The following is a 22,494-nucleotide window of genomic DNA, read 5'->3' on the forward strand; positions in this document are numbered from 1 at the left end:
GGCAAACTCATTCAGTGCTGGCTGGTTGGGTTATCTCGAAGGTGGGATCGTGCTGTGCGGGGGCAACCCCTGAGGCGCCGTTTCCGGTGTTGGCGGCCTCGGCGTGTTCGGTAACAAGGCGAACCGGTTCGGTGCTGCTGTGGTACAGGCCGTACTTGGCGATGTACTGAACCACCCCATCCGGAACGAGATACCAGACAGGGTTGCCTTCGGCCACCCTCGTGCGGCAGTCCGTGGAGGAGATGGCCATGGCCGGGACCTCCAGGAGGCTGACGTCTTTGCGGCCCATGCCGTCCAGGACGTGGCCTGGCCGGGTCACACCCACGAAGTGCGCCAGGGACCAGAGTTCGTCGATGTCTTTCCACGACAAAATCTGGGCCAGGGCGTCCGCGCCGGTAATGAAGAACAGGTCGGCGTCCGGTCGCAGGGTGTGCAGGTCACGGAGCGTGTCGATCGTGTAGGTCGGTCCCGGACGGTCCACGTCCACCCTGCTCACGGTGAAGCGAGGGTTGGAGGCTGTAGCGATGACTGTCATGAGATACCGGTGCTCGGCTTCGCTGACCTTCTTGGCCGACTTCTGCCAAGGCTGGCCGGTGGGCACAAACACGACTTCATCGAGGTCGAACTTAGCCGCGACCTCACTGGCCGCGACAAGGTGTCCGTGATGGATGGGATCGAACGTGCCGCCCATCACACCCAGACGCAGGCGGCGCTGGGCGCCGCGCTGCTTCACGGGGGCGGAAATATTAGTGACCTTGGCCGTGATCGTGCTTGTTCGGGTGCTGGCGGTGCGGATCCGAGTGCTCCTCGACGGCCGCGTGGCGCCTGCCCAGGTTGGAGTAGGACAGCGTGATCAGCAGCAGGATTACCAGAATAAGGAACATGGAGCCGCCAATGACAAACGGCGGTGCAATGAGCGGTGCGAGTTCCTCGTGGCCCGATTCGCCGACGGCGGCGACGAAAGTGGCGATCTGCTGCGACAGCATGTTCTCCCCTAGTGAGTTTAAAATTTGACGACGGCGGAGGTGCCCGCCGTTCCGGTCTTCCGTTCCATGTTACAGCGTTGCTAGCCCCGGATCTGGCCCTCGCCCTGCACGATCCACTTCGTGGTGGTGAGCTCCGTGAGTCCCATGGGGCCGCGGGCATGCAGTTTCTGGGTGGAAATGCCCACCTCGGCGCCGAGGCCGAGCTCGCCGCCGTCGGTGAAGCGGGTGGAGGCGTTCACGATCACGGCGGCCGAATCGACCTCGGCGATGAAGCGTTCGGCATTGGCGAGGTCGTTGGTCAGGATCGCCTCGGTGTGGCCGGTGGTCCACTTCCGGATGTGGCTGACGGCCTCGTCCAGGCTGTCCACCATGGCCACCGCCAAGTCCAGGTCCATATATTCGGTGGCCCAGTCTTCGTCCGTGGCCGGCACGGTCTGGATCGACGCCGGCAGTGCGGCGCGGATGCGCTGGTCCACATGCAGGGTGACCCCGGCTGCCCGCAGTGCCGCGGCGACGGCGGGAAGGACGGTGGACTTGGAGTGCACCAGGAGCGTTTCGACGGTGTTGCAGACGCTGGGCCGCTGGGTTTTGGCGTTCAGGAGGATGTCTACGGCCATTTCCTCGCCGGCGGAGGCATCAACGTAGATGTGGACGTTGCCCTCGCCGGTCTCGATGACCGGTACGGCGGAGTTCGTCACCACGGCCTGGATCAGGTCGCGCCCGCCGCGGGGAATGAGCACGTCCACGCGGCCGCGGGCCCGCATGAGGGCGTTGGCGCCGTCGCGGCCGTACTGGTCCACGGTCTGGACGGCGTCGGCGGGCAGGCCCACCGATTCCAAGGCATCCCTCAGGATGGTGATCAGGGCGGCGTTGGTGGCAGCGGCGGCGGATCCGCCGCGCAGGATGACGGCGTTGCCGCTCTTGAGGGCCAGGCCGGCAATGTCGACCGTGACGTTCGGGCGGGCCTCATAGATCGCGGCCACCACCCCCATGGGCACGTTGATCTGGCGCAGGCGCAGCCCGTTGGGGAGGGTCTGCCCCCGCACCACGTTTCCTACGGGATCGGGCAAGGTGGCGAGGTTTTCGAGGGCCGCGGCGAGGGCCGTGATGCGTGACTCGGTCAGCGTCAAGCGGTCCAGCAGGGCGGCGCTGGTGCCAGCGGCCCGGCCGGCCGCGACGTCCTTGGCGTTGGCGGCCAGGACCTGGTGCTTGTGTTCCACCAGCGCCTTGCCGATGGCGCGCAGACCCCGGTCCTTCCAGGCCCGGTTGGCGTGCGCCATCTTGCGGGCAGCGTGGCGTGAGCGGTCAGCGATCGCGTGGACGGCGGCTTCGATGTCCGTTGCTGTGGCCGGCGTCCCTGCCGGATCCGGCTCACCGGCGTAGCCCTGTGCGGGAACGGGAGTGCCAGTGGTGGCAGTGTCGGTGGGCGCGGTGGCGGAAGTCAGGGCCTCAGTCATGCTTCCAGTTTAGGCGTCGAGTGGACCTAGACCAGCACCAGGTCATCAACATGAACAACTTCGCGGTCATATCCGCGGCCCAGCGCCTCGCCGAGTTCCCGCGTGGAGCGGCCCAGCATTTGGGGCAGCTCGGCGGCGGAATAGTTGACCAGCCCGCGGGCGATCAACGTGTTGTCGACGGACACCATCTCCACGGCGTCGCCGGCTTCGAAGTGGCCCTTCACCTCGGCGATCCCGGCCGGCAGCAGCGAGGTGCGGCGGTCGCGGACGGCCTTGACCGCGCCGTCGTCGAGCACCAGGGTGCCCTGCACGGACGCCAGGTGGGCCAGCCACAGGAGCCGGATCGGCTTGCGCGCGCCATTGACGGAGAACCAGGTGCCCACGTCCTCGCCGGCCAGTGCGGCAGCCGCATTGGGCGTAGACGTGACCAGGGCGTGGATGCCGGACCCGGCGGCCATGCTGGCGGCTTCGACTTTGGTGGCCATGCCGCCCGTGCCCACGCCGGCTTTGCCGGTGCTGCCGATTGAGACGCCGTCGAGATCGTGCGGGCCGGAGACGTGCGCAATCCGTTTGGCGCCGTGCGACGGCGGGCCGTCGTACAGGGAGTCGACGTCGGACAGCAGCAGGAGTGCGTCGGCGCGGACCAAGTGGGCCACCAAGGCCGCGAGCCGGTCGTTGTCGCCAAAGCGGATTTCGTGGGTGGCCACGGTGTCGTTTTCATTGACCACGGGGACGACGCCGAGGTTCATTAGCCGGTTCAGCGCGCGGAACGCGTTGGTGTGCTGGCTGCGGCGCACGAGGTCTTCCGCGGTCAGCAGCACCTGGCTGACGGTGACCCCGTGCGCGCCGAAGGCGTGGGTGTACCGGGCCATCAGCAGGCCCTGGCCCACACTGGCGGCGGCCTGCTGGGTGGCGAGGTCGCGGGGACGCTTCTCGAGTCCAAGCGGGGCGAGGCCAGCGGCGATGGCGCCGGAGGACACCAGGATGATCTCTGTGCCGGCGTTACGCTTGTGCGCCAGGGCGTCGGCGAGGGCGGTCAGGGCCTCTTCGGAGATCCCGCCCTTGATGGACGTCAGCGAGGACGAGCCCACCTTGACGACAATCCGGCGCGCCCCGGACAGCGCGGAGCGGTCCGGGGCGATGAGGGTGTGGGCCTTGAGGGGCTGCGACCGGTGCTCGATGACGGTCTTACTCGTCATCTGTTGCGCCCAGTCCACTCTCCTTGAGCGGCTGCCGCGCACGGCGTCCACTGACGGACTCGGTCCAGATGCCGGCCTTGCGTTCCGCCTCGAGCTCGGCGCGGGCGGCGGCCTTGGCGTCGCGGCGTTCCTGCTGCTCGTCGCGCTTCTGGCCACGCGTCGGGCGGTCGCCGATGTCGGCGAAGCGCACGTCGGTGCCGCGCGGTGAGGCGAGCAGCTCGGCGCCGGCCATCATGGTCGGCTCCCAGTCGAAGACGACGCCGTCGTCCTCGCCGATGACCACCGTGTCGCCCGGCACGGCGCCCTGCTTGAACAGTTCGTTTTCCACGCCGAGCTTGGCCAGGCGGTCGGCGAGGTAGCCGATGGCTTCCTCGTTGGTGAAGTCGGTCTGCTTGACCCAACGCACGGGCTTGTCGCCGAGGACGCGGAAGAGCGGTTCGAGGTTCTTCTCTTCGCGGCGGATGGTGAAGCCGGTCTCGTTGACGGCGCGGGGGCGCAGCACGGGGGCCGCCACCTTCGGCGGGGTCGCGGCGACGGCGTCGCGGGCGGCCTGGACGATTTCGGCCATGGCGAAGCCGAGCTGGCGGAGTCCTTCGTGGCTCGTCGCGGAGATTTCGAAGACCTTGTAGCCGCGGGATTCCAGTTCGGGGCGGACGAACTCGGCCATGTCCTTGCCGTCGGGAAGGTCCACCTTGTTCAGGGCCACCAGGCGGGGGCGGTGGTTCAGCGGAACCACTTCGCCGTCGGATCCGCTGTAGCTCATGTCCACGGCGTACTTCTCCAGCTCGGCCTCGATGATGGCGAGGTCGGAGAGCGGATCGCGGTCGGATTCGAGCGTGCCGCAGTCCAGCACGTGGACCAGGGCGGCGCAGCGCTCGACGTGGCGCAGGAAGTGGTGGCCGAGGCCCTTGCCTTCGCTGGCACCCTCGATCAGGCCGGGGACGTCGGCAATGGTGAAGCGGACTTCACCGGCCTGGACGACGCCCAGGTTCGGGATGAGGGTGGTGAAGGGGTAGTCGGCGATCTTGGGCCGGGCGGCGGACATGGCGGCGATGAGGCTGGATTTGCCCGCGGAGGGGAAGCCGACCAGGGCGATGTCCGCGATGGACTTCAGTTCAAGGACGACGTCGCTGGATTCGCCCTCGATGCCGAGCAGCGCGAAGCCGGGCGCGCGGCGCTTCTGGGAGGACAGGGACGCGTTGCCGAGGCCCCCGATGCCGCCGGCGGCGGCGATGTATTCGTCGCCTTCGGCCACGAGGTCGGCGATGACTTCGCCGGACTTGGACTTCACCACGGTGCCCACGGGCACCGGAAGGATCAGGGTTTCGCCGTTCTTGCCGCCGCGCCAGTCACCCATGCCGGGGCCGCCGTTGGTGGCGTGCCGGTGGGGCGCGTGGTGGTAGTCGAGCAAGGTAGTGGTCTGGGGGTCGACGCGCAGGATGACGTCGCCGCCGTTGCCGCCGTTACCGCCGTCGGGACCACCGAGGGGCTTGAACTTCTCGCGGTGAACGGAGACACAGCCGTGGCCGCCGGTACCGCCGGATACGTGCAGTACTACCCGGTCTACAAAGCTCGCCACGTGGATCTCCTCAGTGCTGTTCCCCGGACCCACAAAGGGGCCCAAGATGATTGTAATGCGGTTAAAACACCGGTGGAGCGGACCTAATGGCCCGCCCCACCGATTTAGAACTTATTGCTACTCTGCAGCTGCAGCAGCCACGATGTTCACAACGCGGCGACCACGGCGGGTGCCGAACTCGACAGCACCGGGGGCCAGGGCGAACAGGGTGTCGTCCCCGCCGCGGCCGACGCCGGCGCCCGGGTGGAAGTGGGTGCCACGCTGGCGAACGATGATCTCGCCTGCGGAAACTACCTGGCCACCGAAGCGCTTGACGCCGAGGTACTGGGCGTTGGAGTCACGACCGTTGCGAGTGGAACTCGCGCCTTTTTTATGTGCCATTTGGAATGCCTGCCTTCAAAAATTCTGGGGAATCTGCTGGAACCTGAACGGTAACGAAGAGTTACTTGATACCGGTGATCTTGACCTTGGTCAATTCCTGACGGTGACCCTGGCGCTTCTTGTAACCGGTCTTGTTCTTGAACTTCTGGATGACGATCTTCGGACCACGAAGGTCTTCGAGGATCTCAGCCGTAACCGTTACCTTGGCCAGGTCCGCAGCAGCAGACGTGACTTTGTCACCGTCCACCAGGAGCAGTGCGGGCAACTCAAAGGTGCTGCCGGCTCCACCGGGGACGCGGTTCAGGGTAACGAAGTCTCCAACGGAAACCTTCTCTTGGCGGCCGCCTGCGCGGACAATCGCGTACACCACTGGGGAACTCACTTCTCTCGACGTTTATTACTAGATTTGCGTGCGGAACCTGGAACCAAATTGTATGGACCGGCTCACGCTGTGCCTCAACGCCGGTGGATTCCCCGGGGGAACCCATGAGCTACCCCCGGAACAAATCCACTTGGAATTCCAAGCAGGCTGTTCACAGGGTCATAACCCAAGTGTTGGCGTAAGCACCGAAGATCTAGAATACGCTAATTTTGCCTTCGGCCGCAAATGAGGCTGGTTCCGGCGGATAGTCCGTGATAGGCGCCACAACGTCTTGCAGCAAAGATCATGTCAATGTTCTTGACCGTGATCTCGACTGTCTAGATGCTGTGCTGCCGCAACGACTTCCGGAACCGTGCCCCACTATCGTAGCCGCTGTGCGGGGCAGGTTGTGTCAGGCGTACAGCCGCGGCGCGTCGAAGAAGGCCACTTCGTAGCCTGACGACTGCCGGAATGCCAGTGCCATGGCCTCCCGTTCGCTCTCGGATGCCCGTCGTGCCGCAGTGTCTGTATACGCGATGGCCTGCCGGGTCGCGGCGGCGAAGTCCTCATCGGCGTACGTCCGCAGCCAGTCGGCGTACGGGTGTGCCACGGGGGCGCCGCCGGCAAGGAACTCCCGGTGCAGGGTGGAACCGACCTCGGCGTAGAGCCAGAAGCACGGCAGGGCTGCCGCCACGAGGACCCCGTAGCTGCCGGACACCGAGGCGGCCAGCAGGTGGTCCACGTAGGACTTCGTCACCGGGCCCAGGGTGGGCGCCGTGGGTCGGGTGCTAAGCCAGGACCGGTGCAGCTCTGACTCGACCTCCAGGCATGTCTGCGCCGAACGGGCCCAGAACAGCTGCTCGGCCTCGGTGGGGGCGATCGCCGCGGTACGGGCCAGGACCCGGGAGTAGCCGTTGAGGTAGATGGCGTCCTGGGCGAGGTAGTAGGCGAACTCGCGCTCGGGCAAAGTCCCGTCGGCCAGTCCACGGACGAAGTCCAGGGCGTAGATGGCGTCAAGATCGTCCGCGGCCCCTGCGCGCAGGGCTGCGGCGAACTCGCCTTCGGCCGGACCGTGGGCGGCGGGGCCGTGCTGGCTGGCCTGGCCGGGCAGGCCGTCTGTGGGGCGCTGCATGTGGTGGAAGTGATGGACCGGGCCGTTGCCGGAGCCGACGTCCAGGACCGCGGCCTCACGGAGCGCACCCAGCAGCCACGGCTTCACCTCCCGCAACGCCGCTTCCCAGTCCCCCAGCCGGGCCTGCACGGTGGCCATGGCCGAGGACAGGGAGCAGCCGGTGCCGTGGCTGTTGCGCGTGGCGATCCGCTCCCCCGGCACCACCACCGTTTCGGTGCCGAGCAGGCCACCGGTGTTGACCAGCGCATCCGGGCAGCCGGCGCCGGCATCGTTCCCGGCATCGCCGTCGACAGATCCGCCGTCGTCGGGCCCGTCCCCTGATTGTCCGCCCTGGAGGTGACCGCCCTTGACCAGCACGGTGGTGCCGGTCAGGGCGGCCAGCCGCTTGCCCTGGGCCAGGGCCTCAGCCCAGTCGGCCGCGGCGGGCTCCCTGAGCAGGATGCCAAGTTCGGCGAGGTTCGGCGTGATGAGGTCCGCCAGCGGCAGGAGTGCCTGCAGGGCGGCCTCGGCCGATTCCTGCAGCAGCCGGTCACCGCTGGTGGCCACCATCACCGGGTCCAGGACCACGACGGCGGGGCGCACCTTTTCCAGCCAGCTGCGGACGGCGTCGATCACCGCCGCGTCGCCGAGCATGCCGATCTTGACGGCGTCGATGCCGATGTCGTCGCTGATGGCGTCCAGCTGGGCGGTGAGGAACGCGGCCGGGGGCACGTGGACGCCGCGCACGCCCTGGGTATTCTGCGCTGTCAGGGCCGTGATGGCGGCCATGCCGTAGCCGCCGTTCGCCGCGATGCTCTTCAGGTCGGCCTGGATCCCGGCCCCGCCGGACGGGTCGGACCCGGCGATGGCCAGCACCCGGGGAATGCGCAGCGGCGTGGCCGGCGACGGGTGGGAGGGCTTGGAGAGCAGAAAGTCGCTGGGCAGAAACTCGGACGGGTTCGGTCTCGCGGACAAGTCAGACATCCCTTCGCCGGTGCTAACCGGACAGGTTCAACGGGTCTGGATCTCAGCCGGCCCGATGCGCGGCACCCCGTGTCAGTGTTCCAGCCTAGCCGTTGCCACCGGGCTGGTCCGTTAACGCAGCAGCGGGCCCGGCCAGTCGAAGTGACCGGTCGGGGAAGCGATCAGTCGCGGAGGACTACAGCTCCGACGCCGGTACGCCGACGCCGAGGATGATCGGCTCGTTGCCGGCCGGGACGGAGGCCGGCCTGGCCGCGGCGGGCGCCTTGGCCTCGTGAACCGATCCGGCCGCTGCCGGCCGTGTCGCCTCGCGGTGCTCCACGGAGGTCTCGTTCGCAGCGCCCTGGGCGCGGCTGGCGCTCCGGTTGCGGCGCCCGCGGCGGCCACGAGTGGTGGTGTCCGCTGCCCCCGAGGCGGGAGCCTCCGCAGCCCGCACGGCTGCGGGTGCCTCGGGTGCTTCGGTGGCCGGGGCCTGCAGCTCGTCCTGCTTGCCAGCCTCGGCGTCGCCCAGGTTGGCAAAAGCCTCGGTCAGCAGGTCCAGGGTCAGGGCCGGTTCCGGCGTGCCCTCGGCGTGCTCGACGAAGGGCAGGGCCACCTGCTCACCGCCAAACGTCAGCACGGTCGCGGGACGTCCGGCTGCCTCTTCCGCGGCAGCGAGCTGTGTGACGGCGTCGACGGCGGCCTGGCGGGCCCCGGCGTCGCTGGCAGCGGCGGCCTCCCCGTCGTGCAGGTGCGCGGCGTGCGCAGCGGCGGCGATGTTCGCCAGCGCGGCACGGGTGGCTTCAGCCTTGGCGTGGCGTTCGGCCTCGGTGGGCTCGGCGTGGACGGCGGCGGGGGCGGCCGGCGCCGTCTCCGGGCCCTGGCCTCCCCTGCCGCGGCGACGGCTCTTGCGCTCCGTACGGGCAGCCGGCTGGGCCTCGGTGCGCGGCACGTAGTGCTCCGCGGCCACCGTGTTGGCGCGGCGGTGTTCCACCGGCTCGTCGTGCGTGACGATGCCGCGGCCCGCGCAGGTCTCGCACTGTTCGCCAAAGACTTCCAGCAGCCCGGTGCCCATCCGCTTGCGGGTCATCTGCACGAGGCCCAGCGAGGTCACCTCGGCCACCTGGTGCTTGGTCCGGTCCCGGCCCAGGCACTCCACCATGCGGCGCAGCACGAGGTCGCGGTTGGATTCGAGCACCATGTCGATGAAGTCGATCACGATGATGCCGCCAATGTCGCGCAGGCGCAGCTGCCGGACCACTTCCTCGGCCGCTTCCAGGTTGTTCTTGGTGACGGTTTCCTCGAGGTTGCCGCCGGAGCCGGTGAACTTGCCGGTGTTGACGTCCACCACGGTCATGGCTTCGGTGCGGTCGATCACGAGGGAGCCGCCGGAGGGCAGGAAGACCTTCCGGTCCAGGGCCTTGTGGATCTGCTCGTCGATGCGCCAGGCAGCGAAGATGTCCGTGTCCTTGGTCCACTTCTCAAGCCGGCCCACGAGGTCCGGTGCCACGTAGGTGACGTAGGCCTCGATGGTGTCCCAGGCTTCCTCGCCGGAGACGATCAGCTTGGAGAAGTCCTCGTTGAAGACGTCGCGGACCACCTTGATGGTGAGGTCAGGTTCGCCGTAGAGCAGCTCGGGGGCGAGGATCTTGGTGGATGTCGACTGGCTCTCGATGCCCTCCCACTGTGCGCGGAGGCGGTTGATGTCGTGCGTCAGCTCTTCCTCGGAGGCGCCCTCGGCCGCGGTGCGGACAATGACGCCCGCGTCCTCGGGCAGGCGGTCCTTGAGGATGCGCTTGAGGCGGTTGCGTTCGACGTCGGGCAGCTTGCGGGAGATGCCGGTCATGGAACCGCCGGGCACGTACACGAGGTAGCGGCCGGGCAGCGAGATCTGGCTGGTGAGGCGGGCGCCCTTGTGGCCGACCGGGTCCTTGGTGACCTGGACCAACACGGAGTCGCCGGACTTCAGCGCGTTCTCGATCCGGCGCTGCTTGCCTTCGAGGTTGACGGACTCCCAGTTCACTTCGCCGGCGTAGAGCACGGCGTTGCGGCCGCGGCCGATGTCCACGAATGCGGCTTCCATGGAGGGCAACACGTTCTGGACCTTGCCCAGGTAGACGTTGCCAATCAGGGAATCCTGCTGGGTCTTGGACACGAAGTGCTCGGCCAGGACGCCGTCTTCGAGGACACCGATCTGGATTCTGTCGTCGCGCTGGCGGACGATCATCTGGCGGTCCACGGACTCGCGGCGGGCCAGGAACTCGGCCTCGGTGATGACGGTGCGGCGGCGGCCGGTATCGCGGGATTCGCGGCGGCGCTGCTTCTTGGCTTCCAGGCGGGTGGAACCCTTGACGGACGTGACGCGGTTGTTGACCGGCGCCTCTGCCATGGCCCGGGGCGCACGGACGCGGGTCACCGTGTTGGGCGGGTCGTCGCCTTCCCCGCCGGTCAGTTCCAGGTCCTGGTCACCGCGGCGACGGCGGCGGCGGCGGCGCGAGGTCACGCCGTCTTCGAGGGTACCTTCGGAGCCTTCGTCGCCTTCTTCCTCAGAGCCTTCGGCAGTGCCTTCGGCCTCGGTGTCGGACTCGGCGGACGTGCGGGTACGCCCGCGACGGCCGCGGCTCCGGCGCCGACGGCGGCTTCCAGCGTCCTCATCCTCGTCACCTTCTTCCTCCTCGGACTCCGCTGCGGCCGCGGCAACGGGGACCGGACGCACCACGGTGCTGAGGTCGGGGGCCTGGAAGATCACGGAAGTGAGGGCACCGGGTTCCATGAACAGCGACGCCGCCGGGCTTTCTTCGGGCCGGGCTTCCGGCTCTTCGGGCTGGGCTTCTTCGATCCGGGCCTGGGCGGGCTGGGCTTCCGCGGGCTGGGCGGCTACGGCTTCCGCCGGTTCGGCTTCTTCGGCCGGGACCGCTACTGCGGGTACGTCGTCGGCTTTCGGAGCTACCTTGGCGCGGCTGGCGCGGCGGCGGACCGGCTTCTCTGCGACTTCCTCTGTGACTGTCTCGGCGGCATTCTCTGCGACTTTCTCGGCCGCCTTCTCTGCGATGGCGGCTTCGTCGGAACCGGGGGCTGCCTCGGGAGCCTCTGCCGCGGCGGACGCGTTGGCTCCGGACTCTGCGGCGAAGGCAGGCAACTGCTCCGGCGCGGCAACAGGCTTGCGGGCACGGGTGCGCCGTGCGGGCGCCTTTGCCGGAGTTTCGGCGGCTTCGGGGGCAGCTGTTTCGGGTACAACGGCTTCTGAGGCGGCTTCGACGCGGGCTGCTTTGCGGCGGCCAGCGACGGGCTCATCCGAGCCGGCTGCGTCCGCCAGGGCCGCGGCTTCAGCCACAGCCTCCGCGGCGGCCGCGCCGTTGACCTTTGCGACGGGCGCCTTCCGGCGGGTCCGGACTGCCCTCTTCGGTGCTACCGGGGCCTCTGCTTCCGCAGTTCCTGCTTCCCCGGCGACTACTAGTTCTTCGTTACCGGCTACAACCTGGTCATTATCCATATGTGGCGACACTCCTGCCCCTGATGCGCCGCCACATTCGGCGCCCGTTGGGGCAAATATGCGTCAACACCCGCAGGCATTGACAGAAGTCAATTGGATACCCTCAGGTTCGCACCGGCAGTGGGGTGCGGCAGCCCTGGAGGGCCGGCGAGATTGTTTTGGAACCCGTTGACCTACATGCCACAACCAGGTGCCGTCCAATGGCATTGCGGGACAGCTGGAATCAGAGGATCCGCAGCTCCCTGCTCATCATTGGCGGTCTTGAAACAAAATCGCCGGACCGGAATCCGGATGTGGATCGGGTTCCAGCCACGATCATTGTCTCACAAGAGCCGCCAAAGCTGGCGTAGGTGGGGTCGGAGCGCCACAGGTGCAGCAGGGCCGGTTCGGCAAGGGCGGCCCGGCAGGGGCTGCTCTGCGGCGCCGCCCAGCCTGCGGCGTTACAATCGGGGCCAGAAGCACACGACTAAAAGGACTCATATTCCATGCCCAGCATCTCCAGCACTGCCGGCGACGCGACCGTACACCACCCGGGTTCCGGCCCGGCTCCCGCGGACCGGTCCCTTCCCACGATGACCCGCGACCGCCCGTTCGCCTGGCTCCTGCTGATCACCGGCGTCATTGGCTGGCTCGCTTCCGGCGCCCTGGTGCTGGAGAAGCTGGAGGTCCTCAAGGACCCCAACCACGTCACGGTCTGCGACGTGAACCCGTGGATCTCCTGCGGCCAGGTCATGCAGACGCCGCAAAGTTCTGTGTTCGGCTTCCCCAACATGTTCATCGGGATCGTGGCCTTCGCCGTGATTATCACTACAGCCATGGGCATCCTGGCGGGCGCGAAATTCGCCCGGTGGTACTGGCTGGGGCTTCAGGCGGGCGTGACGCTGGGCTTCGCGTTCGTGGTCTGGCTCTGGTCCCAGGCCCTGTACGCCATCCACATCCTCTGTCCGTTCTGCATGGTCGTCTGGGCCGTGATGATCCCGTTGTTCGTCTGGGTGAGCGTCCGCAACATCTCCCACGGCGTGATCGCACTGCCCGCCGGTCCCACCAAGGTGATCGGCGACTCCGGCTGGATCATCACGGCACTACTGTACGTCGCCGTGATCGCGACCATCTTCTTCGCCTTCATCCAGGTCTTCATCGGGACCTCCGGCTACTAAGAGATCCCCCAGAACGTAAGGGATCCAGAACGCCGCGAGACGACAGAAAAGGCCAATGTTCGCTTAGAACATTGGCCTTTTCTGTCGTCTCGGTGTCTCTCCGCGGTGAGGACCGCGGTGGCGAAGCTCCCTAGAACCAGATCTTGATCTCGCGCTCGGCGGACTCCACCGAATCCGAGCCGTGGACCAGGTTCTGCTGCACCTTCAGGCCCCAGTCGCGGCCAAAGTCGCCGCGGATGGTGCCGGGCGCCGCCGTCGTCGGGTCCGTGGTGCCGGCGAGGACTCGGAAGCCCTCAATCACGCGGTGGCCCTCGAAGATCGCGGCGACCACCGGGCCGCTGAGCATGAACTCAACCAGCGGCTCATAGAACGGCTTGCCGACGTGCTCCTCGTAGTGCTGCTCCAGCAACTCGCGGCTGGCATCGACCTTCTTGAGCTCGGCCAGGGTGTAGCCCTTGGCTTCGATCCGGCTCAGGATGGCGCCGGACAGGTTGCGGGCGACGCCGTCGGGCTTGATCAGGACGAGGGTGCGCTCAATGCTCACAGCTGCTCCAATGTGTTGGGGTGGGGTTCGGGTCAAGTCTACGGGGTGCGGGCGATGCGCCCGTGGGGCAGGATCAGTGGCAGGTTCAGGCGCCGTTTGTGGGCGCGGGCCCCTGGGGGTGGGCCGCATCCCAGTCAGCCTGCTCGCGCTCCCGCTGCGCGGCTTCCCGGTCAATCCGGATGCCGGTCCGGATCCCGTACCACCACGCCACGGCGAAGAGCGCGCCGACGAGGTACATGGCAGGCTCCACGAGGCCGCCCAGGATCAGGACAAGCTGCAGGATCCAGCCCAGGGCCACTCCCCACGGCTTCGAGAGGACCGCGCAGGTGAACACGTAGACCAGGCACAGGCCGATCCCCACCGAGAAGACCAGTCCCCCAGGATATTCGTTCCGGTGCAGGCCAAAGACGGCCAGGGTCCCGAAGAGCACCACGAAGGCCTCCAGCAACAGGACCGTGGAGGCGAACATGACCTTCGTGGAACGCCGCTTCTTGGGCATGCCCGGGCGCCATTCGCGCTGGGCCTTGGTGAGTTTCGCCATTGCTTACGCGTCCGCCTTTCCGAGCAGGATTCGGGCGTCCGCAACGAGCGTGATGGAGCCGGTCACCAGGACCCCGCCCGCGAGTTCGTCATCGGCCTCTGCGCGTTCCACGGCCCATTCGAGGGCGTCATCGAGCTTCGCGGCGACATGGATGTTCTCCTCACCGAAGCCGAGGTCAATTGCGGTCTCGGCCAGGTCCTCGGCCGGGACGGCGCGGGGCGAGTTGGACTCGGTGAAGCAGTACTCGGTGGCCAGGCCGCCCAGGGATTCCTTGAGCTGGCGCAGGATCTCCTCGGCGTCCTTTTCCCGCAGCACGCCCACTACCACCACCAGCTTGGTGAAGTTGAAGGCCTCGTGGATCGCCTCTGCGGAGACCCGGATGCCTTCCGGGTTGTGGGCCGCGTCCACGATGATGGTCGGCGCCGTGCGGACCACCTCGAGCCGTCCCGGGGAAGTGACCGAGGCAAAGGCCTCCTGCAGGATCTCGGCGTCGATCGCCTTTTCTCCGCCGAAGAACGCTTCCAGCGCGGCAATCGCGACGGCGGCGTTCTCGGCCTGGTGCGCGCCGTGCAGCGGCACCAGCAGGTCCTCATAGCGGCCGGCGATGCCCTGGATGGTGACCATCTGCCCGCCCACCGCGACGGTGCGGGATTCGACGCCGAACTCCACGCCCTCGAAGCGGAACGGCACGCCTACGTCCTTGGCTTTCTCCAGCAGGACCTGGGCCGCGTCGACGGGCTGCGCCGCGCTGATCAGGAAGCCACCGGGCTTGATGATGCCGGCCTTCTCGTAGGCGATGTCCCCGGTGGTGTCGCCCAGCAATTCGGTGTGGTCCAGGGAAATCGGGGTGATCACGGCCACCTGGCCGTCGCCGACGTTCGTGGCGTCGGTGATCCCGCCCAGGCCCACTTCCATGACCGCAACATTGACCGGCTGGTCGGCGAAGACCGCGAACCCCAGGATGGTCAGGCACTCGAAGTAGGTCAGCCGGGGCTGGCCGGCTTCTTCGAGTTCGCTGTCCACGATCTGCAGGTACGGCCGGATCTCGTCCCAGATCCGGACGAAGGTCTCATCCGGCACCGGGGCGCCGTCGATGCTGATCCGTTCGGTGACCTTGGACAGGTGCGGGCTCGTGTACCGGCCGGTGCTCAGGCCGTGGGCGCGCAGTCCTGCCTCGATCATCCGGGCCGTGGACGTCTTGCCGTTGGTGCCGGTGACGTGGATGATCGGGAAGGCCTTGTTCGGCTCACCCAGGATTTCCATGGCACGGTGCAGCGGGGCAAGCCGCGGCTCCATCTTGTTTTCCGGCGCCCGGCCCAACAGCTCGGCGTAGACGCTTTCTACGGAGAATTCGTCCGTCATGGCTTAGGCTCCAACTTTCTTAGCAACACTGACCTGGGGTTCCCTGACGTCGGCCGCCAGGGTTTCCAGCTCGATGGTCAGGGTTTCGGTCTTGACCAGCTCCGCGTTGGCCAGCAGGGCCTCGACGACGTCCGGCTTGGCCGTGACGGAGGTGCTGATCCGGTCGCTGACATTGAGTCCGGCGTCCTTGCGGGCCTGCTGGATGGCCCGGACCATGTCGCGCGCCATGCCCTCGGCCTCCAGTTCGGGGGTGACCTCGGTGTTGAGGACCACGAACCCGCCGCCGGGCAGGACGGCCGCCGCGCGGGATCCCTCACCTTCGGCGGCTTCGGCCACGACGGTTTCCAGGGTGTATTCCTGCGGCTCGAGTTCGAGGCCGCCGGCGGTGACCACCCCGGCGTCGCTGACTGACCAGTCGCCGGACTTGGAGCCCTTGATGGCCTGCTGGACGTTCTTGCCCAGCCGCGGGCCGGCGGCCCGGGCGTTGACCACGAGCTTCTGCTCGATGCCGAACTCCTCCGGGGAGGCGGCCTCGGCGTCGAGCAGGCGGACTGAGCGGAGGTTCAGTTCATCGGCGACGACGGCGGCGAAGCCTCCAAGCGCGTCCGCGCCGGGTGCCACGACCGTGAGTTCCTGCAGCGGCAGGCGCACGCGCAGGTTCGCGGCCTTGCGCAGCGAGGAGCCGGTGGAGCAGATCTGCTGCACGCGGTCCATCGCCTCGACCAGTCCCGGATTGGCCGGGAAGAGTGCGGCGTCCGGCCAGTCGGCCAGGTGCACGGAGCGCCCGCCGGTGAGGCCGCGCCAGATCTCCTCGGAGACCAGCGGCAGCAGGGACGCGGCCACGCGGGTGACGGTTTCCAGCGCGGTGTAGAGCGCGTCGAAGGCGTCGACGCTCTCGTCGAAGAAGCGCTGGCGGCTGCGGCGGACGTACCAGTTGGTGAGCATGTCCAGGTAGCTGCGGAGTTCGTCGCAGGCACCGGAGATGTCGTAGCTGTCCAGCTGGGCGGTCATGTTCCGGACGAGATCGCCGGTGTTGGCCATCAGGTACTGGTCCAGGGTGTCGGCGTAGCCGTCGTAGCGCAGCTTCGCGTCGTAGCCATTGCCGCCGTCCGCGGCGTTCGTGTAGAGCGTGAAGAAGCTGTACACGTTCCACAGCGGCAAGATGACCTGGCGGACGCCGTCGCGGATTCCCTGCTCGGTGACCACGAGGTTGCCGCCGCGCAGGATGGGGCTGGACATGAGGAACCAGCGCATGGCGTCGGAGCCGTCACGGTCCAGGACCTCGGAGACGTCCGGGTAGTTCTGCAGGCTCTTGGACATCTTCTGCCCGTCCGAGCCCAGAACGATGCCGTGGCTGATGACGTTGCGGAAGGCCGGGCGGTCGAACAGCGCCGTGGAGAGGATGTGCAGCATGTAGAACCAGCCGCGGGTCTGGCCGATGTATTCGACGATGAAGTCCGCCGGGTTGTGGGTGTCGAACCATTCCTCGTTCTGGAACGGGTAGTGCACCTGGCCGTAGGGCATGGAACCGGAGTCGAACCAGACGTCCAGGACGTCCTCCACCCGGCGCATGACGGACTGGCCTTCTTCCGGGGTGCGGGGGTCATCCGGGTTCGGGCGCGTGAGCTCATCGATGAACGGCCGGTGCAGGTCCACCTGGCCGTCGTTGTTCAGCGGCAGACGGCCGAAGTCGGCCTCGATCTCGGCCAGGGAGCCGTAGACGTCGGTGCGCGGGTAGTCCGGGTCCGTGGACTGCCAGACCGGGATGGGGCTGCCCCAGTAGCGGTTCCGGCTGATGGACCAGTCGCGGGCGTTGGCGAGCCACTTGCCGAACTGGCCGTCCTTGACGTTGCCCGGAATCCAGTTGATCTCCTGGTTGAGCTCGGACATGCGGTCCTTGAACTTGGTGACCTCGACGTACCAGGAGGACACGGCGCGGTAGATCAGCGGGTTGCGGCAGCGCCAGCAGTGCGGGTAGCTGTGCTCGTAGCTTGCCTGGCGCACCAGCCGGCCCTGGGCGCGGAGCACCTGGGTGATGGGCTTGTTGGCCTCGAACACCTGCAGTCCGGCGATTTCGGCGAGGTCGCCGTGGCCGAAGAGCGGGAGGAACTTTGCGCCTTCGTCGACCGAAAGGACCACCGGGATGCCGGCCTCTTCACAGATTTTCTGGTCGTCTTCGCCGTAGGCGGGGGCCTGGTGGACGATGCCGGTGCCGTCGGTGGTGGTGACGTAGTCGGCCTCCAGGAAGCGCCAGGCGTTCTCGGTGCCGTACTTTTCGGCGTCGTGGAAGTAATCCCAGAGCGGCTCGTAGCTCAGACCGTCCAGCTCGGCGCCGGTGTGGCGGGAGGTGATGGCGGCTTCCGCGGCGGCCACGCCCTCGGCCCCGTCGCCGTAGCCGAGGTCCTTGGCGTATGCGCCGAGGAGGTCAGCGGCGAGCAGGAAGCTGCCCGTGACGGGTGCCTCGGCCGCCGCGGCCTTGATCCCGTGGGGGCCGGCCGGGAGGACCACGTAGGTGATGGCGGGCCCGACGGCGAGCGCCAGGTTGGTGGGCAGCGTCCACGGCGTGGTGGTCCATGCGAGCGCCTGCACGCCGGCGAGCTGCTTGGACAGCTCCGACTCCCCTGCCGTGATGGGGAAGGTGACCGTGACGGTCTGGTCCTGGCGGTTCTTGTAGACGTCGTCGTCCATGCGCAGCTCATGGTTGGACAGCGGCGTCTCGTCCTTCCAGCAGTACGGCAGGACGCGGTAGCCATTGTAGGTCAGGCCCTTTTCGTGCAGCTGCTTGAAGGCCCACAGCACGGACTCCATGTACTCGACGTTGAGCGTCTTGTAGTCGTTCTCGAAGTCCACCCAGCGCGCCTGGCGGGTGACGTAGCTCTTCCACTCGTCGGCGTACTTCATGACCGAGGCACGGCAGGCGTCGTTGAACTTGTCGATGCCCATGGCCTCGATCTGGGTCTTGTCCGTCATGCCCAGCTGCTTCATGGCTTCCAGCTCGGCGGGGAGGCCATGCGTGTCCCAGCCGAAGCGGCGCTCCACCCGGCGCCCGCGCTGGGTCTGGTAGCGGCCCACGAGGTCTTTGGCGTAGCCGGTCAGGAGGTGGCCGTAGTGCGGCAGGCCGTTGGCGAAGGGCGGGCCGTCGTAGAAAACGAATTCGTTGCTGCCGTCTTTGCCGGCATCCCGCTGGTCGATGCTGGCCTGGAAGGTACCGTCCTGGTCCCAGTACTTGAGGATGCGCTCTTCGATCTCCGGGAACTTCACGGAGGCGGACACACCAGAGGTGTTGGAGGCAGCGGTGGTGGAACCGGCGCCTGCGGGTGCGGCGGAGGCCTTGGGGTAGTAAGTCATCTCGACATCCTGGGTTGAGCGGCGAACACATGTATTCATTCAGGATGCGAGGACGGCCCCTGCACTGTCTTTCGACAGCACCGACACCGCGGTACCACCTCACTTACCGCCACCAGTCCGCACCCTTCCGAGAAAGGGTCTGCACCGGCGTCGGCCGCTCGTTACTGCTGTGACGGGCTTACCCGTCCGGTTCTACTGGCCCTGGCACGCCCGGTGGCGACTGAGTCTCCACCGCATGCGGGGTGTTCTTCCGGAAGCTCACCGGTGATGGCCGGGTCAAAGCTGCTAGTTCGATGGTACCGGAGAATTTACGGCGTTTCACAGCGCAGCAAACTCCGCCAACAGGGGCGACGCCGGCGGCCCGACTGCATAGACTTCTGCCATGACAGTCCCCCGGCTGCTTCGGGCCGACCCGTGAAGAGCGGCAGCTCGAGCCGCCGCTGGCACTTGTCCTCCGCCCTCTGCGCCCTGCCCGTGGCGGTGGTGTCCGTATTCCGGGCGGTCCCGGCGCCGTGGCCGGCCCCGGTTGTCCAACTCGTGGCCTTCACACCCTGGCTCGTGCTCCCCGCCGGGGCGGCGCTGGTGCTGGCGCTGCCGGCACGGCGTCCCTGGGCGGCCCTCCCGGCCGGTGCCCTGCTGGCCCTCCAGCTGCTGTGGCTCTTCCCGCCGGACCGGGTGGCGGAGCGATTCCTGGCCCGGCCGGCGGACCCCTCGCAGGGGCAGGAACAGGGCACCGGACAGGACACAGGACAGCGACCGTCGGCCGAACTGAAGGTCATGACCCTCAACGCCTGGAAGGGCCAGGCGGATGCCGCGGAAGTGGTCCGGCTGGTGCGCGAAAACGGCGTCGGACTCCTTGCCGTCCAGGAACTCTCGCCGGCCCTGGAACGACGGCTGGACGCGGAGGGACTGGGCGCGCTGCTTCCGCACCGCATCAGCCGCTCGAGGGACGGCGCGGGCGGCGGAGGCGTGTACTCCTCCCGCCCGCTCGTTCCGTTGGACTCCGTGGACGGTTCCGCCTTCCACATGCCCACCGTGCAGCTGGAGCTCGACGCCGGCGGCCAGCCGGCCTCCCTCACCGTGACCAACGTGCACACCAAGGCTCCGGTGTGGGGCCGGGCCGGACAGTGGCGGAGCGAACTGGCCGCCCTGGGCCGCCTCGCCGCCCGTCCCGGCAACGTGCTCATGCTGGGCGACTTCAACGCCACCCTCGACCACGCCGAGTTCCGCCAGATGCTGGAGGGCTCCGCCGGGGCAGGGACAGGCGGAACCGGATCCGGCGGCCCCCTGGTCGATGCCGGGGCTGCGGCCCTGGCCCGCCTGATTCCGACCTGGCCCATGGCGGGCCCGCCGCTGCCGGGCGTGGTGATCGACCACATCGTGACCAGCCCGCAGGTACCCAGCCGCGGCTATTCCGTGCTGCCGGTGGCGGGTTCGGACCATGCGGCGGTTCTGGCCACGCTGTCCGTGCCGGCGGAGGACTAGCTGCGCGGCAGTTTCATGCCGGACTCGGCCATCACATCCCGGAGCCGGTCCGGGTAGTCCGTGATCAGCCCATCCACTCCAGCACCGATGAGGGCGCGCATGGTGGGCTTGTCATCAACGGTCCACGGAATGACCTGCATGCCTGCCGCGTGGGCACGGCGGACCATGCCGGCGGTGACGTAGGGAACATAGTCCGGATCCGTCACGGCGCCGTTCTGCGGCGTCCCGTGTACCGGTGAGATGGCGTCGAAGCCAAGCCAGGAGGCTGAGGCGACGAGGTCACCGACGAAGTCATCGGCGTCGATTCCGCCCAGCCACGGCGACTTGCCAGGCTGGCCTGCCTGGAGGAAGTCCTTGTTGGTCAGGGCCACGGTGCGGATCTGGGGATCGCGCTGCTGGACCAGGCGCAACGAACCCCAATCGAAGCTCTCAATCGAGACACGGCTCTGCATGTGGGCGGCCCTGATTTCGCGGAGTGCGACGTCGACGAACTGCTCGCGCGGCGCGGTTTCCTCCGGCGCGCCTGCCTCCACCTTGGTTTCGATGTTGAACTTCACCTGGCTGGCGCGGCGAGAGTCCGCCAGCGCGAAGACCTCGGCCAGCGTGGGCATCTTTGCGCCCGGCGAGGCCACCTGGCCCGGGAATTGGGGAAGCGTGAGGCTGCCGCAGTCCAGACTGCGGACCTGCGCGAACGTCAGGTCCTTGACGTACTTGCCGACGTACGGGAATTGGGGGTCGTTCGGCGTGACCGGAGCTGTGTCCAGGCACTTCTGGCCGCTGATCTTGCGGTCGTGGGTGATGACCTCGTGGCCATCCTTGGTGATCTGGAGGTCAAGTTCAAGGGTGGAGACGCCAGTCTCGATCCCCTTGGCGAAGGACGCCAGCGTTGACTCGACGGTCAAGCCGATGCCGCCGCGGTGGGCCTGGAGATCGAAGTGGTTGGCCTGGCCGTTGACTCGGGTGTCGGCCGCGTGGGGCTCGGCCGCGTTTGCCTGGGCTGCGTTTGCCTGGGCTGCGTTTGCCTGGATTGGGGTTGCGAGGAGCAGGGCTGCGCTGAGTACGGCAGCGCCGAGCTTCGTCGGGGTTCGCATGGGAAGGTTCTCCACTCTGGTGGTGTGCAGTTGCACGGGCCACCTTGCCCCGCCGCGGCCAACGCCGGACCAGCGCAGCCTGACCAGCGCGCCTCGCCAGGGTGAACGTCCGGTGTCGCCGCCGGACGTTCACCCGGCTCCCGCGCCCTAAGCTCGCGCCTGGACCCTGAGACGGGATCCGGGCCCTACTGGCTCTTGCGGATCAGCTTGTAGTTGGCCGCCTGCGCTACCGGTCGGATCACGATCTGGTCCAGGTTGATGTGGTGCGGCGCCACGACGGCGTAGCGGACCACATCGGCGACGTCGGCGGCGGTCAGCGGCTTCTCGACACCCTGGTAGACCTTGGCCGCCGCGTCCTGGTCACCCAGGCGGTTCAGGGCGAACTCCTCGGTCTGCACCAGGCCGGGGGCTACCTCGATCACGCGGAGGTTGTGCTCGGCCTCTTCGAGCCGCAGGGCGCCGGTCAGTGCGTGCTGGGCGAACTTGGCCGCGTTGTAGCCGCCGCCGCCCTCGTAGGCCGAGAGCCCGGCGGTGGAGGTCAGGTTCAGCACGGTGCCCTCGCCGCCGGCACGCAGCATGGGCAGGAACGCGCGGATCAGCTTCATGCTGCCCAGCACGTTGACCTGGAACATCCATTCCCAGTCCTCGGTCTTGGCCCCGGCAACCTTGTCAGCGCCGCGGGCGCCGCCGGCGATGTTGATCAGCGTGTCGATGCCGCCGGCCTGGGTCACTTCGTCGAGCAGCCGGGTCACATCGGCGTCGTCGGTCACGTCGGCGGGAAGGGCGACGGCGCCGGTTTCGGCGGCGAGCGCTTCGAGCCGGTCGGCGCGGCGGGCGACGGCGAACACGGTCCAGCCTTCTTTGCGCAGCGCACGCACCGTGGCCTCGCCGATGCCGGTGCTGGCGCCGGTGACTACTGCTGCTTTGGCTGTTTTTGATTCTGCCGCTGTATTTGCAGTTCCTGCGTTGTGGATTCCCTCAGTCATGGCACCACCCTAACGGCAAGGCCGGGGACTCCGCGCCGGGCGCCCGCTGGATGAACGCGCGTGAATCAGCCCTCCAGGAACTCCTTCAGCACCCGTGCGTGGTTGGTCTCCGGGTCCTTGGCGCCGAACAGCAGCGTCACTTTCCCGTGCTCCGCCGCGAGGCCGTACAGCGTCTGCACGGCGGGGTTGGTTTCGAGCTCGGCTTCGTAGGCCGCCCGGAAGTCCGCGAACCGTTCCTGCATGTGCCCGAATTCCTTGCGCAGCGGCGCGGACGGCGCCACTTCCTTGAGCCAAAGCTCCAGCTGGGCCCGTTCCTTGCTGACTCCCCGCGGCCAGAGACGGTCCACCAGGACCCGGCAGCCGTCGTCGTCGGACGGGTCATCGTAGATGCGCTTGATCGCGAACATCCCGGCCGAACTTCCCTGAGAATTCTCCATCTGCGCATGCTACTTC

Annotated in this window: 18 protein-coding genes and 1 riboswitch; of the genes, 2 read left to right on the forward strand and 16 right to left on the reverse strand. The window is 67.7% G+C overall.

From position 1 onward, the window contains the following. Positions 1-7 precede the first annotated feature (7 nt). The 9 genes from nadD to ACFRJ8_RS04445 all read right to left on the reverse strand — a co-directional run bounded on the left by nadD (position 8) and on the right by ACFRJ8_RS04445 (position 11,527). Positions 8-691: a nicotinate-nucleotide adenylyltransferase gene (nadD, locus tag ACFRJ8_RS04405; protein WP_377985183.1), complete on the reverse strand. Its 684-nt coding sequence runs from the start codon at positions 689-691 to the stop codon at positions 8-10. Positions 692-746: 55 nt separating this feature from the next. Beyond that, entirely contained in the window at positions 747-986 is a 240-nt protein-coding gene (locus ACFRJ8_RS04410; protein ID WP_377984935.1) for a hypothetical protein, read from the reverse strand. A gap of 80 nt (positions 987-1,066) precedes the next feature. After that, complete coding sequence (locus tag ACFRJ8_RS04415; RefSeq protein ID WP_377984937.1) at positions 1,067-2,443, reverse strand: glutamate-5-semialdehyde dehydrogenase; 1,377 nt, start codon at positions 2,441-2,443, stop codon at positions 1,067-1,069. A gap of 26 nt (positions 2,444-2,469) precedes the next feature. Further along, positions 2,470-3,642 (reverse strand): glutamate 5-kinase, encoded by a 1,173-nt coding sequence (proB, locus tag ACFRJ8_RS04420; protein WP_377984938.1) that lies wholly within the window; start codon positions 3,640-3,642, stop codon positions 2,470-2,472. After that, the gene (obgE, locus tag ACFRJ8_RS04425) at positions 3,632-5,221 is read right to left on the reverse strand and encodes a GTPase ObgE (RefSeq protein ID WP_377984940.1); all 1,590 of its coding nucleotides are present in this window, start codon (positions 5,219-5,221) and stop codon (positions 3,632-3,634) included. The genes proB and obgE overlap by 11 nt, the downstream gene beginning before the upstream one ends. A gap of 117 nt (positions 5,222-5,338) precedes the next feature. Further along, complete coding sequence (gene rpmA, locus ACFRJ8_RS04430; RefSeq protein WP_069952019.1) at positions 5,339-5,602, reverse strand: 50S ribosomal protein L27; 264 nt, start codon at positions 5,600-5,602, stop codon at positions 5,339-5,341. A 61-nt stretch (positions 5,603-5,663) separates the two neighbouring features. Further along, on the reverse strand, positions 5,664-5,972 hold the full coding sequence (rplU, locus tag ACFRJ8_RS04435; protein ID WP_018773353.1) for a 50S ribosomal protein L21: 309 nt from the start codon (positions 5,970-5,972) through the stop codon (positions 5,664-5,666). A 403-nt stretch (positions 5,973-6,375) separates the two neighbouring features. Next, on the reverse strand, positions 6,376-8,058 hold the full coding sequence (locus tag ACFRJ8_RS04440) for a bifunctional hydroxymethylpyrimidine kinase/phosphomethylpyrimidine kinase (RefSeq protein WP_377984942.1): 1,683 nt from the start codon (positions 8,056-8,058) through the stop codon (positions 6,376-6,378). Continuing rightward, positions 8,041-8,138: riboswitch (TPP riboswitch) on the reverse strand. It overlaps the preceding gene by 18 nt. A gap of 95 nt (positions 8,139-8,233) precedes the next feature. After that, entirely contained in the window at positions 8,234-11,527 is a 3,294-nt protein-coding gene (locus tag ACFRJ8_RS04445) for an Rne/Rng family ribonuclease (protein WP_377984944.1), read from the reverse strand. Between the two features lie 485 nt (positions 11,528-12,012). Here ACFRJ8_RS04445 and ACFRJ8_RS04450 point away from each other — a divergent pair, with 485 nt between their 5' ends. After that, positions 12,013-12,684 carry a vitamin K epoxide reductase family protein gene (locus ACFRJ8_RS04450; protein ID WP_377984946.1) on the forward strand — a complete coding sequence of 224 codons (672 nt, stop codon included), beginning with the start codon at positions 12,013-12,015 and terminating at the stop codon, positions 12,682-12,684. A 130-nt stretch (positions 12,685-12,814) separates the two neighbouring features. Here the strand turns inward: ACFRJ8_RS04450 and ndk are convergent, their stop codons facing one another. The 4 genes from ndk to ileS form a co-directional block, all read right to left on the reverse strand. Then, positions 12,815-13,228, reverse strand: a complete 414-nt coding sequence (gene ndk / locus ACFRJ8_RS04455; RefSeq protein WP_377984948.1) for a nucleoside-diphosphate kinase — start codon at positions 13,226-13,228, stop codon at positions 12,815-12,817. Between the two features lie 85 nt (positions 13,229-13,313). Next, on the reverse strand, positions 13,314-13,769 hold the full coding sequence (locus ACFRJ8_RS04460; protein ID WP_377984950.1) for a DUF4233 domain-containing protein: 456 nt from the start codon (positions 13,767-13,769) through the stop codon (positions 13,314-13,316). A gap of 3 nt (positions 13,770-13,772) precedes the next feature. Further along, positions 13,773-15,131 (reverse strand): bifunctional folylpolyglutamate synthase/dihydrofolate synthase, encoded by a 1,359-nt coding sequence (locus ACFRJ8_RS04465; protein ID WP_377984952.1) that lies wholly within the window; start codon positions 15,129-15,131, stop codon positions 13,773-13,775. A gap of 3 nt (positions 15,132-15,134) precedes the next feature. After that, positions 15,135-18,479 (reverse strand): isoleucine--tRNA ligase, encoded by a 3,345-nt coding sequence (ileS, locus tag ACFRJ8_RS04470; protein ID WP_377984953.1) that lies wholly within the window; start codon positions 18,477-18,479, stop codon positions 15,135-15,137. A 414-nt stretch (positions 18,480-18,893) separates the two neighbouring features. Between ileS and ACFRJ8_RS04475 the strand changes: the two genes are divergently transcribed. Then, the gene (locus ACFRJ8_RS04475) at positions 18,894-19,964 is read left to right on the forward strand and encodes an endonuclease/exonuclease/phosphatase family protein (RefSeq protein ID WP_377984955.1); all 1,071 of its coding nucleotides are present in this window, start codon (positions 18,894-18,896) and stop codon (positions 19,962-19,964) included. Here ACFRJ8_RS04475 and ACFRJ8_RS04480 read toward each other — a convergent pair. From ACFRJ8_RS04480 to ACFRJ8_RS04490, 3 genes are all read right to left on the reverse strand, one after another. Continuing rightward, entirely contained in the window at positions 19,961-21,055 is a 1,095-nt protein-coding gene (locus ACFRJ8_RS04480; RefSeq protein ID WP_377985184.1) for a glycerophosphodiester phosphodiesterase family protein, read from the reverse strand. The two genes, ACFRJ8_RS04475 and ACFRJ8_RS04480, sit on opposite strands and share 4 nt — an antisense overlap. Positions 21,056-21,240: 185 nt before the next feature. Then, on the reverse strand, positions 21,241-22,041 hold the full coding sequence (locus tag ACFRJ8_RS04485; RefSeq protein ID WP_377984957.1) for an SDR family oxidoreductase: 801 nt from the start codon (positions 22,039-22,041) through the stop codon (positions 21,241-21,243). 65 nt (positions 22,042-22,106) lie between these two features. Next, on the reverse strand, positions 22,107-22,478 hold the full coding sequence (locus tag ACFRJ8_RS04490; protein ID WP_377984959.1) for a DUF488 domain-containing protein: 372 nt from the start codon (positions 22,476-22,478) through the stop codon (positions 22,107-22,109). Positions 22,479-22,494: the final 16 nt, after the last annotated feature.

This window comes from Arthrobacter sp. NPDC056886, assembly GCF_042788715.1.
GTDB lineage: Bacteria > Actinomycetota > Actinomycetes > Actinomycetales > Micrococcaceae > Arthrobacter.